We start from the raw sequence: 12,873 nt of genomic DNA on the forward strand, positions 1-12,873 counted from the left end.
GTGTCCTCCCGTACGCCCGGTGAACGACGCTCCGACGGGTCCGCCGCGCGCGCCCGCAACCCCGTCGGCAGCCATGTGCGGGTCGCCGGCGGGCTGGCCGCGAAGGGCCTGGCGCACGCGCGCAGGATCGGCGCGGAGGCCGTCCAGGTCTTCGTCGCCAACGCCCGCGGCTGGGCCACGCCGCCCGGCGACCCGGCGCAGGACGAGGAGTTCCTCCGGCGCTGCGCCGAGGACGGCATCCCGGTGTACGTGCACGCCCCGTACCTGATCAACCTCGGCTCGCACACCCCGGCGACCGCGGCGAACTCCGTCGCCTCGCTGCAGCACTCGCTGCGCCGCGGCCGGGCGATCGGCGCCCGCGGGGTCGTGGTGCACACCGGCTCGGCGACCGGCGGGCGGCCTCGCGAGACCGCGCTCGCGCAGGTACGGGAGCTGACCCTGCCGCTCCTCGACGAGCTGGACGACGCCCCCGACGCGCCCGCGCTGCTCCTGGAGCCGACCGCGGGGCAGGGCTTCTCGCTCTGCTCCCGGCTGCCGGAGCTGGGCGCCTATCTGGACCTGCTGGACCGGCACCCGCGGCTCGGCGTCTGCCTCGACACCTGCCACGTCTTCGCCGCGGGCCACGACCTGGCGGCGAGCGGCGGCGCGAAGCAGGTGCTGGACGAGCTGGTGGAGGTGGCAGGACCGGGGCGGCTGCGGTTGCTGCACGCGAACGACTCGAAGGCCGCGGTGGGATCGCGCCTGGACCGGCACGAGAACATCGGGGCCGGGCAGATCGGCGCCGAGGCGTTCCGCGAGCTGATCCGCCATCCGGCGATGGCCGGCGTACCGCTGATCATCGAGACCCCCGGCGGCGGCCCGGAGGGCCCGAAGGCGGCGGCGGACATCGCCCTGCTGAAGGAGCTGCGGGAACCGGCGGGGCCGTAGCGGGGCCCGCGGGAGAAGCTAGGTTCTGTCTTCGATCTCGCGTCGTTCGCCCGCAGGGCGGGCGGGGCAGGGGGCACCGCCCACGCCCCCGGGGCGTAGGGGGAGTCTGGTGCGTGCGATCGCAAGGCGGAGGGCCGACCGCATAGCGGGCCTCTTCGGCCGATCCCGACAACGCAGCGAGCGTGCGTGCCAGGCTCCTCCCCCACAGCGCGCTGCGCGCACGTGGGCGGTACCCCCAGCCGCAGACGGGAGAGTGACGACAGACCCTAGAGGTCCGGGCCGTCGCCCGGTTCCTCCTGGTACGAGTAGCGCTGCTCGCGCCACGGGTCGCCGACGTTGTGGTAGCCGCGCTCCTCCCAGAAGCCGCGGCGGTCGGCCGTCATGTACTCGACGCCCCGCACCCACTTGGGGCCCTTCCACGCGTACAGGTGCGGCACCACGAGCCGGACCGGGAAGCCGTGCTCGGCGGTGAGCGGCTCGCCGTCCTTGTGCGTAGCGAAGATCGTCCGCTCGTCGGCGAAGTCGGCCAGCCGCAGGTTGGAGCTGAAGCCGTACTCCGCCCACACCATCACGTGCGTGACCCCGGGCGCGGGCGGCGCGAGCGCCAGCAGCGTACGGGCCAGTACCCCGCCCCACTCGGCGCCGAGCATGCTGAACTTCGTCACGCAGTGCAGATCGCCGACCACGGTCGCGTACGGCAGTGCCGTGAACTCGTCGTGCGTGAGGGAGCGCTTCGTGCCGTCCGCCGTGGCTCCGAAGACCTGAAGCTCCCAGCGGTCGGGCTTGAACCGCGGCACCGGGCCGTAGTGCGTCACAGGCCAGCCGCGCTGCAGTCGCTGGCCAGGAGGCAGATCCCCCTCGTGGCGCTCCGGCTGACCCATGACCCCATGGTGGCAGACGCTTGCGCATGGTCATGACCGGGGGCGTGCGGGGCCGGACGAGGGCAACCCGGCTAAGCCTGCACTTACTGGATCGTCCGGGCCCCGGGTGCGAGGATGCGCCCCTGACCTGCCCGACCCACGCGGAGAGGAGTCCCGGTTATGCAGGGTGACCACGAGGTGCTGGAATTCCTGAACGAGCAGCTCACGGCCGAGCTGACGGCGATCAACCAGTATTTCCTGCACGCGAAGATGCAGGAGAACTTCGGCTGGACGAAGCTGGCGAAGTACACCCGGTCCGAGTCGTTCGACGAGATGAAGCACGCGGAGATCCTGACGGACCGCATTCTGCTGCTGGAGGGGCTGCCGAACTACCAGCGGCTCTTCCACGTCCGGGTCGGGCAGACGGTCACCGAGATGTTCCAGGCCGACCGGCAGATCGAGGTGGAGGCGATCGACCGGCTGCGCCGCGGGATCGAGCTGATGCGCGCCAAGAGCGACATCACGTCCGCGAACATCTTCGAGGCGATCCTGGAGGACGAGGAGCACCACATCGACTACCTCGACACCCAGCTCGATCTCATCGAGAAGCTCGGCGAGGCGCTCTACATCGCGCAGCAGATCGAGCAGCCGGACTGAGCCCTGCGGGTAAGGACCGGGCTCAGGCGGCCTCGCGCAGCAGCGCGGCGCCGGCGGTGGCCGGGGCATCCGCCGCGACCGCGTTCTCCGAGGTCGCCTGGCTGCCGGCCGCCACCGGTGCCGCGCTCGCGCCGGCCGGCTGGCGATCCCCCAGCGGCTCCCGGCGGGCGCAGTCCGCGCCGCGGCCGAGCAGCGCCTGGATCCGGCGCACGCACGAGCCGCAGTCCGTGCCCGCCTTGCACTCCGAGGCGATCTGGCGGGGCGTGCAGCGCCCGGCCGAGGCGTGCGCGCGCACCTGCTCCTCGGTGATGCCGAAGCACGAGCAGACGAACACGCGGAACCCCCGGGCCGGGACGATTAGGTAACCCTAACCTTACCTGGCGCGGGGGTCCCGTGAAAGAGCCGCCCTGCCGTGACCTGCGTTACGCCGCGGCGGGACCGCTCACTGGCCCCGGTACATCTCGGCGACCAGGAACGCCAGGTCGAGCGACTGGCTGCGGTTGAGCCGCGGGTCGCACGCCGTCTCGTAGCGCTGGTGCAGGTCGTCCACGAAGATCTCGTCCCCGCCGCCCACGCACTCGGTCACGTCGTCGCCGGTCAGCTCCACGTGGATGCCGCCGGGGTGGGTGCCGAGCGCCTTGTGGACCTCGAAGAAGCCCTTGACCTCGTCCAGCACGTCGTCGAAGCGGCGCGTCTTGTGGCCCGAGGCGGCCTCGAAGGTGTTGCCGTGCATCGGGTCGGAGACCCACGCGACCTGGGCGCCGGACGCGGTGACCTTCTCCACCAGCGCGGGCAGCCGGTCGCGCACCTTGTCGGCGCCCATCCGGGTGACGAAGGTCAGCCGGCCCGGGATCCGCTCCGGGTCGAGGCGGTCGATCAGCGCGAGCGCCTCTTCCGGCGTGCTCGTCGGGCCCAGCTTGACCCCGATGGGGTTGCTGATCCGCGAGGCGAACTCGATGTGCGCGTGGTCGAGCTGCCGGGTGCGCTCGCCGATCCAGACCATGTGCCCGGAGACGTCGTACAGCTCACCGGTGCGCGAGTCGGTGCGGGTCAGCGCCGACTCGTAGTCGAGGATCAGCGCCTCGTGCGAGGAGAAGAACTCGACGGTCTTGAACTCCTCCGGGTCCACGCCGCAGGCGTGCATGAAGCTCATCGCCCGGTCGATCTCGCGCGCCAGCGCCTCGTACCGCTGGCCGGAGGGCGAGGAGCGGACGAAGTCCTGGTTCCAGGCGTGCACCTGGCGCAGGTGGGCGTAGCCGCCGGTGGTGAAGGCGCGCACCAGGTTCAGCGTGGCGGCCGAGGCGTGGTACATCCGCTTCAGCCGCTGCGGGTCCGGCGTGCGGGACTCGGGGGTGAACTCGAAGCCGTTGACGGAGTCGCCCCGGTAGACGGGCAGGGTGATGCCGTCGCGGGTCTCGGTGGGCTTGGAGCGGGGCTTGGAGTACTGCCCGGCGATCCGGCCGACCTTGACGACCGGGACGGACGCGGCGTAGGTGAGCACGGCGCTCATCTGGAGCAGCGTCTTCAGCTTGTTCCTGATGTGCTCGGCCGAGACCGCGTCGAACGCCTCCGCGCAGTCACCGCCCTGGAGCAGGAAAGCCTCGCCCCGGGCGACGGCACCCAGTTGGTCACGCAGTTGGTCGCACTCGCCGGCGAAGACCAGCGGCGGATACGACTGCAGCTCGGCGGTCACGTCGCGCAGAGCCGCGGGGTCCGGCCAGTCGGGCTGCTGCGCCGCGGGCAGGTCGCGCCAGGTCTGGGGGATACCGGCGGCGCTCGTGGCGGGTTCGGCGTTGACAGTCACGGATCCAAGATTACGGGTTCGCCCGCACGGTCCCGGCAGGTGACCGACAGATGAGACGGAGCAGACAGTGAGCGGTCGGACGCGCCGCGGTGGGCTATGGTTTCCGCCATGTACGCGCTCGATGTCCGCACCTGGTGGTGGCCCGTCCGACCGGCGGCCACCTGATCGCGCGTACCCACGAAGACTCCGCGAAGGCCGCCCGAGGGGCGGCCTTCGGTGTTTCCGCGGGCCGGTCCCTCCGTCGCAGGAAGGAACGACCCGTGCAGCATCCCCCCAGGTCACACCCGCAGGACCGGCCGGAGGACAGGGACGGCGAGCCCGGCGCCCCCGCCCCGGACACCGCCCAGGACCCGGCTCCGGACGCCGCCCCGGACGACGCCGCCGCCCTGGTGCGCCGGCTGCTGGCCGACGGCGCCCCGCCGTTCGCCGTCCTCCGCCGCCGCACCCCGGGCCGCCCCGACGCGCCCGTCGAGGTCCTCCTCGGCGCCGTCCACGAGGTGGACCGGCTCGCGGACATCCCCGGCAGCCCGGCGACCGGTGCCGTCGGCGCGCTCGCGCTCGTGCCGTACCGGCAGATCCGCGAGCGCGGCTTCGACGTCCGCGACGACGGCACGCCGCTGGCCGTGCTCGTCCCCGACGAGGTGCACGAGCTGCCCGCCGCCTCCCTCCTCGACGCCCTGCCCGCGCACGGCGTCCGCGTCGAGGGCGGCGGCTTCGACGTGCCGGACGAGGAGTACGCGGGCATCGTCGGCCGGGTCCTCGCCGACGAGATCGGCACCGGCGAGGGCGCCAACTTCGTCATCCGGCGCACCTACGAGGGCCGCGTCGACGGCTTCGGCGCCGCCGACGCGCTCGCCCTCTTCCGCCGGCTGCTGGCCGGCGAGCAGGGCGCGTACTGGACCTTCGTCGTGCACCGCCCGGGCGTGCGTACCCTCGTCGGCGCCAGCCCCGAGGTGCACGTGCGGATGACCGGCGGCACCGTCGTGATGAACCCCATCAGCGGCACGTACCGCTACCCGCCCGGCGGCCCGGACAGAAGCGGCCTGCTGGCGTTCCTGCACGACGCCAAGGAGATCGAGGAGCTCTCCATGGTCGTCGACGAGGAGCTGAAGATGATGTGCACGGTCGCGCGGGAGGGCGGGGTGGTCGTCGGGCCGCGGCTGAGGGAGATGGCGCACCTGGCGCACACCGAGTACGAGCTGCGCGGGCGCACCGCGCTCGACGCGCGCGACGTGCTCCGCGAGACGATGTTCGCCGCGACGGTGACCGGCTCGCCCGTGCAGAACGCCTGCCGCGTCATCGAGCGCTACGAGGCGGGCGGCCGCGGCTACTACGCCGGCGCGCTCGCCCTCCTCGGCCGCGACGCCGGCGGCGCGCAGACCCTGGACTCCCCCATCCTCATCCGCACCGCCGACATCGGCGCGGACGGCCTGCTGCGGGTGCCCGTCGGCGCCACGCTGGTCCGCGGCTCCCGGCCGGCCGACGAGGTAGCCGAGACCCACGCCAAGGCCGCCGGGGTGCTCGCCGCCCTCGGCGTACGGCCCGCGCGCCCAGGGCCCGCGGGCGGGAGCGGGCCGCGCTTCGCGGCGGACCCGGAGGTGCAGGCGGCGCTGGCGGCCCGCAGGACGCACCTGTCGCCGTTCTGGCTGCGCATGCAGCGGGTGCAGGACCCGGCCGCGGCGGGGCCGGTGCCCGGGCGGGTGCTGGTGGTCGACGGCGAGGACACGTTCACCGCGATGCTCGCCCACGTCCTGCGCGCGTCCGGCGCGGAGGTGGACGTACGCCGCTTCGACGCGCCCGGCGTACGGGACGCGGCGCTGGCGCACGAGGGCCCGGTCGTGCTCGGTCCCGGCCCCGGCGACCCGGCGGACACCGCGGACCCGAAGATGCGCTTCCTGCGCGGGCTGGCCGGCGACCTGCTGGCGGGACACCGGCACGGCCTGCTCGGCGTCTGCCTGGGCCACGAACTCCTCGCCGCCGAGCTGGGGTTGCCCCTGGTCCGCAAGGACGTGCCGTACCAGGGGGCGCAGGAGGAGATCGACTTCTTCGGCCGTCCCGAGACGGCCGGCTTCTACAGCACGTACACCGCGCGCTGCGACGACGCCGCCGCGGCCGCGCTGGCGGCGGCGCGCGGCGTCGAGCTGAGCCGCGACCCGCGCACGGGCGACGTGCACGCCCTGTGCGGGCCCGGCTTCGCCGGGGTGCAGTTCCATCCGGAGTCGGTGCTGACGCTGGACGGCGACCGGCTGGTGCGGCAGTTGCTGGCGGCGGTGCTGGTACGGAGCTGAGGGTGCGGGCCGGCGGCGGGCGCGGTGCGGGCCGCCGCCGGCCCGTACCGCCGCTCAGCCGAAGAAGACGCCGACCTCCTCGTACAGCTTCGGGTCCACGGTCTTGATCCGCGCCGTGGCGGCGGAGAGCGGCACCCGCACCACGTCGGTGCCCTGGAGGGCGACCATCTTGCCCCAGTCCTCGTCGTGCACGGCCTCGATCGCGTGCAGCCCGAAGCGGCTGGCGAGCCAGCGGTCGTACGCGCTGGGCGTACCGCCGCGCTGCACGTGCCCCAGGACCGTCGTGCGGGCCTCCTTGCCGGTGCGCCGCTCGATCTCCTTGGCCAGCCACTCGCCGACGCCCGACAGCCGGACGTGGCCGAAGGCGTCCAGGGACTCGTCCTTGAGCACCATGTCGCCGTCCTTCGGCATCGCGCCTTCCGCCACGCACACGATCGGCGCGTAGCTGGCCTTGAAGCGGGAGGTCACCCAGCCGCAGACCTTCTCGACGTCGAAGCGCTGCTCGGGGATGAGGATCACGTTCGCGCCGCCGGCGAGCCCGGAGTGCAGGGCGATCCAGCCGGCGTGCCGTCCCATCACCTCGACGACGAGGACGCGCATGTGGGACTCGGCCGTGGTGTGCAGCCGGTCGATGGCCTCGGTCGCGATGTTGACCGCGGTGTCGAAGCCGAAGGTGTAGTCGGTGGCGGAGAGGTCGTTGTCGATGGTCTTCGGGACGCCGATGACCTTGATGCCGTACTCGTCGGCGAGCCGCTGGGCGACGCCGAGGGTGTCCTCGCCGCCGATGGCGATGAGGGAGTCCACCTCCAGCTTCGCCATGTTCTCCTTGATGCGCTTGATGCCCCCCTCGACCTTGAGGGGGTTGGTGCGCGACGACCCGAGGATCGTTCCGCCACGCGGCAGGATGCCGCGGACGGCGGGGATGTCCAGGGTGACGGTGTCGGCCTCCAGCGGTCCGCGCCAGCCGTCCCGGAAGCCGGTGAACTCGTACCCGTACTCCTGGACGCCCTTGCGGACGACGGCCCGGATGACCGCGTTGAGCCCGGGGCAGTCACCGCCACCGGTCAGTACTCCTACCCGCATCACAGGTTTCCCTTCTGACGGTCGTGACCCCGCTGCAGCAACGCTAACGGTGATCCACCTCACACGACACGGAGCGAGCGGGATTCACGCACCAACCTGTCAATTAGGGGGCGGACATCACCCGGAGGGGGGACCGGGAGGGTATGAGGGTGTGGCGGCTCAGTCGTCGTCGAGGCCGCGCTCGATGGCGTAGCGGACGAGCTCGACGCGGTTGTGGAGCTGGAGCTTGCCGAGGGTGTTCTGCACATGGTTCTGGACCGTGCGGTGGGAGATGACGAGGCGTTCGGCGATCTGCTTGTACGAGAGGCCCTTGGCGACGAGGCGCAGCACCTCGGTCTCGCGGTCGGTGAGCTTGGGCACCTCGGGCTCGTCGGCGTTCTCGGCGACGGGCTCGCCGGCGAGCCGGCGGTACTCGCCGAGCACGAGGCCGGCGAGGCCGGGGGTGAACACCGGGTCGCCCTGGGCGGTCCGGTGGACGGCGTCGGTCAACTCCTCGGTGCTGGCGGACTTCACGAGGTAGCCGGTGGCGCCGGACTTGACGGCTTCGAGGACGTCGGCGTGCTCGCCGCTGGCGGAGAGCACGAGCACCCGCACGCCGGGCTGGGCGCCGAGGACCTCCTTGCAGACCTGCACGCCGGGCAGCCCGGGCAGGTTGAGGTCCAGCACGAGCACGTCCGGCGCGGCGGCCCGCGCCCGCCGCACGGCCTGCGGCCCGTCGCCGGCGGTGGCCACCACGTCGAACCCGGCGGCCGCCAGATCCCGGGCCACGGCATCACGCCACATGGGGTGGTCGTCGACGACCATCACCCGGACCCCACCGCTGCCTTCTCCGCCCACCTCGACTCCCTCCCTGCCACTACCGGACGGACACCGTCCGGGAACCATGGTGGCGCATGTATCTCGCCTCAGCACGTGTCGCGTCCCGCGGGGACGTGCGGACGACGGCGCGACGGAGCATCTGCCGGGACCGGTACGGGCACCGCCTCCGGCGGAAGCGGGAGGGTGAATGACGGGGGAAGAGCGCGGGCGGCGCGGGGACGGCACCGACCGGACCGACACCGCCCGGGAACCACGGCGGCGCGTCTCGGCACGTACCGCCTCCGGCGCGGACGTGCGGGCGAGGGCGTGGCGGAGCATCGGCGCAACCGGTACGGCACCGCCTCCGGCGGGAGCCGGGGCGGGTGAAGGAGCGCGGCCAGCGCGGGCACGGCACCACCACCGGACCGGCGCCGCCCGGGGCCCCCGGCGGCGCGCGCCCCGTGTCCGCATGCGTCTGCTCCCGTGGGCCCCATCGGCGGGGACAGGGCGCGGCACCCGGCGGACCGGCGCGGGCGCCCTCGGCCGGGACGTACCCGAAAGGGGGAGCCGTCGGGGCTTGGGGTCCTCGTCGGCTCGCGTGGGGGTGGGGTCATCCGGGGAGCGGGGCGTTGTGTGGGGGGAGGCGGAGTTCGACCTCCGTGCCCTGGCCCGGGGTGGAGATCCACTCCGCCGTGCCGCCCAGGTCCCGCAGGCGGCCGCGGATGGACTGCGCCACCCCCAGGCGGCCCTCCGCCTCCGCCGCCGCCAGGCGGCCCCGCGGGATGCCGGGGCCCTCGTCCCGTACGGTCACCACCACCGTGCCGTCCGGCTCCTCCTCCAGCAGCACCCACGCCCGCGCCTCCGGGCCCACGTGCGCCCGTACGTTGTCCAGCGCCGCCGCCACGGCCGCCGCCAGCTCCCGGGCCGCGTGCGCCGGCAGCGCCACCGGCGTGCCCGGCTCCGCGACCGAGACGCTCGGCCCGCCCAGCGACAGCAGGAGCAGCCGCAGGGAGATCTCCCCCGTCTCCCCCTCCGGGCCTCCGCCTGGCGCACCACCGCCCGCCGGACCGGCGGCACGTTCCGCCGCCGGCGCCCTCCGCTGACCCGGCAGCGTCGCGCCCATCACCAGCGTCCGCAGCGCCGCCTCCTGCTCGCCCGCCAGCCGGCCCAGTTCCTTCGCCTCGCCGCCGATTGCCGCCCCGCGGCGCTGTACCAGCGCCAGCACCTGCAGCACGCTGTCGTGGATGTCGCGCGCCAGCCGCTCCCGCTCCCGCGTCGCCGCCTCGATCTGCAGCGCCCGCGCCAGCGTCCGCTCACTGGTCCGCGCGACCTCCACGATGTAGCCGATCGCCGTCGACGCGACCATCAGCAGCACGATGTTGTGGAAGTTGTCCTGCACGACCTCGCCGCGCTGCACGATGTTCGACAGCCCCACCGCCGCCGACGACGCCGCGCCCCAGCGCCAGCCGCCCTTGACCGCGAAGCCCAGCACCGAGCCCGCCGCCCAGATCGACGGCAGCGTGGTCGCGCCGTCGTCGATGCGCGCCTGCGTCTCCACCGGGATCGTCAGCAGGATGCCGGTCAGCGTGAGCGTGATGTCCGCCGCGAGGAAGGGGTACGTGCAGCGCTCCGCCGAGGAGACCCGGCGGAAGGTGACCAGCGTCCACAGCGTGAGGACCGCGAAGTACGCCCAGCCCAGCGCCGGCCGCGCGACGTCGTCGTGGCGGGGTACGAACTGCGCCACCGCGTACGCGAGCGTCAGCACCCGGAAGTACGTCAGCGCCTGCCACAGCGGCTGCTCCACCGACATCCGCCGCTTGCTCTGCCCGGCCATCGCCCCGACTCTCCCTCCCGCAGGCGGACCGCCGCGCTAGGCGGCGTCCCGCCGCCCGCCGGCACCGGAGCCGCCGTCGGACTTCTCGGCCTTCTCGGCCGCCTTCTCCTCCGCCTTACGCCGCTTGGCCTCGTCCGCCATCCGCCGCTTGGCCGCCGTCGCGTACTCGTCCACGTACTCCTGGCCGGAGAGCTTCATGATCTCGTACATGACCTCGTCGGTCACCGAACGCAGGATGAACCTGTCGTGCTCCATGCCCTGGTAGCGCGTGAAGTCCAGCGGCCTGCCGATCCGGATGCCCGGCCGCATGACCTTCGGCACCACCTGCCCCGGCGGCTGGATCTTCTCCGTGTCGATCATCGCCACCGGCAGCACCGGCGCCCCGCTGAGCAGCGCCAGCCGGCCGAGCCCACCGGGCTTGCCGCGGTAGAGGCGGCCGTCGGGCGAGCGCGTGCCCTCGGGGTAGATGCCGAACAGCTCGCCCCGTTCGAGGACCTCAAGGCCGCTCTTGATCGCCGCCTCGCCGGCGCCCCGGCTGCCGGAGCGGTCGACGGGCAACTGCCCGACGCCCTTGAAGAACGCCGCCGTCAGCCGGCCCTTCACGCCCGGGGTGGTGAAGTACTCCGCCTTCGCGATGAAGGTGACCTTCCGGTGCAGCATCGAGGGCAGGAAGAAGGAGTCGGAGAAGGACAGATGGTTGCTCGCGAGGATCGCGGCACCGGTCTCGGGCACGTTCTCCATGCCTTCCACCCAGGGACGGAAGACGAGCCTCAGGCTGTTGCCGAGAGACATCTTCATCGCGCTGTAGAACAACCGGGGCCTCCTGCGATCCGCTCGTGTGACCATAGCGCTCCTGGTAGGAGAGCGGTATCCGGGGGCGCGGGCCCGTCCGGGGCCGGCGCGGGGCGCCCGCCGGGTGTCCGCGGGGGGCCGTCCGTCCGTACGGGGCAGTACGCTCAAGGGCAGCGCCAGGCACGTATCCGCCGCCCGCCTGACACGATCGGAGTCCCGTCATGCCGGTCCTTTCCGGAGCCGAGCCGTTCCGCCAGCCGGGTGGCGGGACCGGAGTGCTTGTCTGCCACGGCTTCACCGGCTCCCCCCAGTCCGTACGGCCATGGGCAGAGCATCTCGCCGCCCGCGGCCTGACGGTCTCCATGCCCCTGCTGCCCGGGCACGGCACGCGCTGGCAGGACCTCCAGGTGACCCGCTGGCAGGACTGGTATGCGACGGTGGACCGGGAGCTGCGCGAGCTGTCCGGCGAGTGCGCGCGGGTCTTCCTGTGCGGGCTGTCCATGGGCGGCACGCTGATGCTGCGGCTCGCCGCCCTGCACGGGGACGCCGTCGCCGGCGTGGTCGTGGTCAACCCGCTGAACAAGCTGCACGGGGTGCTGCCGAAGGCCCTGCCCGCGGCCCGCTTCCTGGTACGGAGCTCGCCGGGCGTGATCAACGACATCGCCAAGGAGGGCGCCGCCGAGACCGGCTACGACCGCGTGCCGCTGCACGCCGCGCACTCGCTGCGGCAGCTCCTCGCCCGCGTCGACGGCGAGCTGCCCCAGGTGACGCAGCCGCTGCTGGTGCTGCACAGCCGGGTCGACCACGTCGTCTCACCGGTGGACTCGGCCCGTATCCTCGGCCGGGTCTCGTCCCTGGACGTCACGGAGACCGTGCTGGAGGACAGCTACCACGTCGCCACGCTCGACCACGACGCGGAACGGATCTTCTCGGCCACCGACGACTTCATCGACCGGCTCACCCCGCCGGCCGACGGCAGCGAGCAGCGGAAGGGAGCCCGGGCCCGTGGCGGAGCGTAACCCGGACCGGGAGGACCCGCAGCAGGGCGACGGGCCGGCGGAGACGGAGCCGGCGGGCGCGGAGCCGGCGGGGTCGGGCGGCGCGCCGCTGGACGAGGAGGCCGCGTGGGCGGAGATCGTCGCGGCGTTCGACGAGGACTCCGTGGAGCCGCCGCACGAGCGGGCGGCGCGTGCGGCGGCCGAGGGCGAGGGCCCGGCGGGCGGTGCGGAGGGCGGCCCGGCGGACGCGGGCGGCGGTGTCGCCACCGCGGAGGGCCCGGCGGACCCGGACGAGGACGGCGGTCCCGGGGCCGCCGCCAAGAGCGGCGGGACCGGAGGCGGCGACGGCGCGAGCTTCATCGTCTTCTCCGCCGGTACGGGACCGCGCGACTGGGAGGCCGCCGAGGCGTCGGACGACGACCTCGACGAGACCGACGAGGGCCACTTCGTACCGCCGGAGCCGCCGCCGCTGCCGAAGGCCGACACGACGACCAAGTTCGCCTGGCTCGCGGTACTCGGCGGCCCGCTGCTCCTGCTGGGGATGCTCATCTTCCAGCAGCCGATGACCTGGTGGGCCTCGGTGCTCGGCATCGGCGGCTTCCTCGGCGGCTTCGCCACGCTCGTCGCGCGGATGCGCCCGGGCGGCGACGATGACGACGAGCCGCCGGGCGGCGGCGCGGTGGTCTAGGCCCCGGGGCCGTCGCCAGGCCCCGTACGGAACCGGAGGCGTCCGCCGCGGTCTTCGACCGGTACGCCACCGACGTCCACCGCTACGCGGCAAGGAAGCGGCCGCAGCCGGTTCAGCCGTACATGTCGCCCCAGACGGTCCGCA

12 protein-coding genes are annotated in these 12,873 nt (G+C 73.6%); 5 read left to right on the plus strand and 7 right to left on the minus strand.

What is annotated here, in order from left to right:
• Window positions 1–927: a deoxyribonuclease IV gene (locus tag FB457_RS10285; RefSeq protein ID WP_047015296.1), complete on the plus strand. Its 927-nt coding sequence runs from the start codon at window positions 1–3 to the stop codon at window positions 925–927.
• Between the two features lie 266 nt (window positions 928–1,193).
• On the opposite strand, the gene FB457_RS10290 is transcribed toward FB457_RS10285, so the two are convergent.
• On the minus strand, window positions 1,194–1,808 hold the full coding sequence (locus tag FB457_RS10290) for a sulfite oxidase-like oxidoreductase (RefSeq protein ID WP_047015297.1): 615 nt from the start codon (window positions 1,806–1,808) through the stop codon (window positions 1,194–1,196).
• 159 nt (window positions 1,809–1,967) lie between these two features.
• On the opposite strand from FB457_RS10290, the gene bfr reads away from it, so the two are divergent.
• Window positions 1,968–2,444 carry a bacterioferritin gene (gene bfr, locus FB457_RS10295; protein ID WP_047015298.1) on the plus strand — a complete coding sequence of 159 codons (477 nt, stop codon included), beginning with the start codon at window positions 1,968–1,970 and terminating at the stop codon, window positions 2,442–2,444.
• A gap of 22 nt (window positions 2,445–2,466) precedes the next feature.
• Here the strand turns inward: bfr and FB457_RS10300 are convergent, their stop codons facing one another.
• On the minus strand, window positions 2,467–2,778 hold the full coding sequence (locus tag FB457_RS10300) for a (2Fe-2S)-binding protein (RefSeq protein WP_145781607.1): 312 nt from the start codon (window positions 2,776–2,778) through the stop codon (window positions 2,467–2,469).
• 108 nt (window positions 2,779–2,886) lie between these two features.
• Window positions 2,887–4,248, minus strand: coding sequence for a class II 3-deoxy-7-phosphoheptulonate synthase (locus FB457_RS10305; protein ID WP_125934388.1), 1,362 nt, complete (start codon window positions 4,246–4,248; stop codon window positions 2,887–2,889).
• Window positions 4,249–4,634: 386 nt separating this feature from the next.
• Between FB457_RS10305 and FB457_RS10310 the strand changes: the two genes are divergently transcribed.
• The gene (locus FB457_RS10310) at window positions 4,635–6,536 is read left to right on the plus strand and encodes an anthranilate synthase family protein (protein WP_222439498.1); all 1,902 of its coding nucleotides are present in this window, start codon (window positions 4,635–4,637) and stop codon (window positions 6,534–6,536) included.
• Window positions 6,537–6,590: 54 nt separating this feature from the next.
• Here FB457_RS10310 and FB457_RS10315 read toward each other — a convergent pair whose 3' ends face one another.
• The 4 genes from FB457_RS10315 to FB457_RS10330 form a co-directional block, all read right to left on the minus strand.
• Window positions 6,591–7,619, minus strand: a complete 1,029-nt coding sequence (locus FB457_RS10315) for a 6-phosphofructokinase (protein WP_047015301.1) — start codon at window positions 7,617–7,619, stop codon at window positions 6,591–6,593.
• Window positions 7,620–7,778: 159 nt separating this feature from the next.
• The gene (locus FB457_RS10320; protein WP_047015302.1) at window positions 7,779–8,423 is read right to left on the minus strand and encodes a response regulator; all 645 of its coding nucleotides are present in this window, start codon (window positions 8,421–8,423) and stop codon (window positions 7,779–7,781) included.
• Window positions 8,424–9,027: 604 nt separating this feature from the next.
• A complete protein-coding gene (gene macS / locus FB457_RS10325) occupies window positions 9,028–10,251 on the minus strand; it encodes a MacS family sensor histidine kinase (protein ID WP_145781609.1) in 1,224 nt (407 codons plus the stop codon).
• A gap of 36 nt (window positions 10,252–10,287) precedes the next feature.
• A complete protein-coding gene (locus FB457_RS10330) occupies window positions 10,288–11,064 on the minus strand; it encodes a lysophospholipid acyltransferase family protein (RefSeq protein WP_047015304.1) in 777 nt (258 codons plus the stop codon).
• 200 nt (window positions 11,065–11,264) lie between these two features.
• Between FB457_RS10330 and FB457_RS10335 the strand changes: the two genes are divergently transcribed.
• Window positions 11,265–12,062, plus strand: coding sequence for an alpha/beta hydrolase (locus FB457_RS10335; protein WP_047015305.1), 798 nt, complete (start codon window positions 11,265–11,267; stop codon window positions 12,060–12,062).
• Complete coding sequence (locus tag FB457_RS10340; RefSeq protein ID WP_047015306.1) at window positions 12,049–12,729, plus strand: hypothetical protein; 681 nt, start codon at window positions 12,049–12,051, stop codon at window positions 12,727–12,729. The genes FB457_RS10335 and FB457_RS10340 overlap by 14 nt, the downstream gene beginning before the upstream one ends.
• The last annotated feature ends 144 nt before the right edge of the window (window positions 12,730–12,873 follow it).

The organism is Streptomyces sp. CNZ287 (assembly GCF_007827615.1).

Excerpts from the sequence above, each read along its gene's own strand:
- FB457_RS10320 (WP_047015302.1), bottom strand. The coding sequence starts at position 8,423 with ATGGTCGTCGACGACCACCCCATGTGGCGTGATGCCGTGGCCCGGGAT.
- FB457_RS10290 (WP_047015297.1), bottom strand. The coding sequence starts at position 1,808 with ATGGGTCAGCCGGAGCGCCACGAGGGGGATCTGCCTCCTGGCCAGCGA.
- FB457_RS10315 (WP_047015301.1), bottom strand. The coding sequence starts at position 7,619 with ATGCGGGTAGGAGTACTGACCGGTGGCGGTGACTGCCCCGGGCTCAAC.
- FB457_RS10335 (WP_047015305.1), top strand. The coding sequence starts at position 11,265 with ATGCCGGTCCTTTCCGGAGCCGAGCCGTTCCGCCAGCCGGGTGGCGGG.
- macS (WP_145781609.1), bottom strand. The coding sequence starts at position 10,251 with ATGGCCGGGCAGAGCAAGCGGCGGATGTCGGTGGAGCAGCCGCTGTGG.
- bfr (WP_047015298.1), top strand. The coding sequence starts at position 1,968 with ATGCAGGGTGACCACGAGGTGCTGGAATTCCTGAACGAGCAGCTCACG.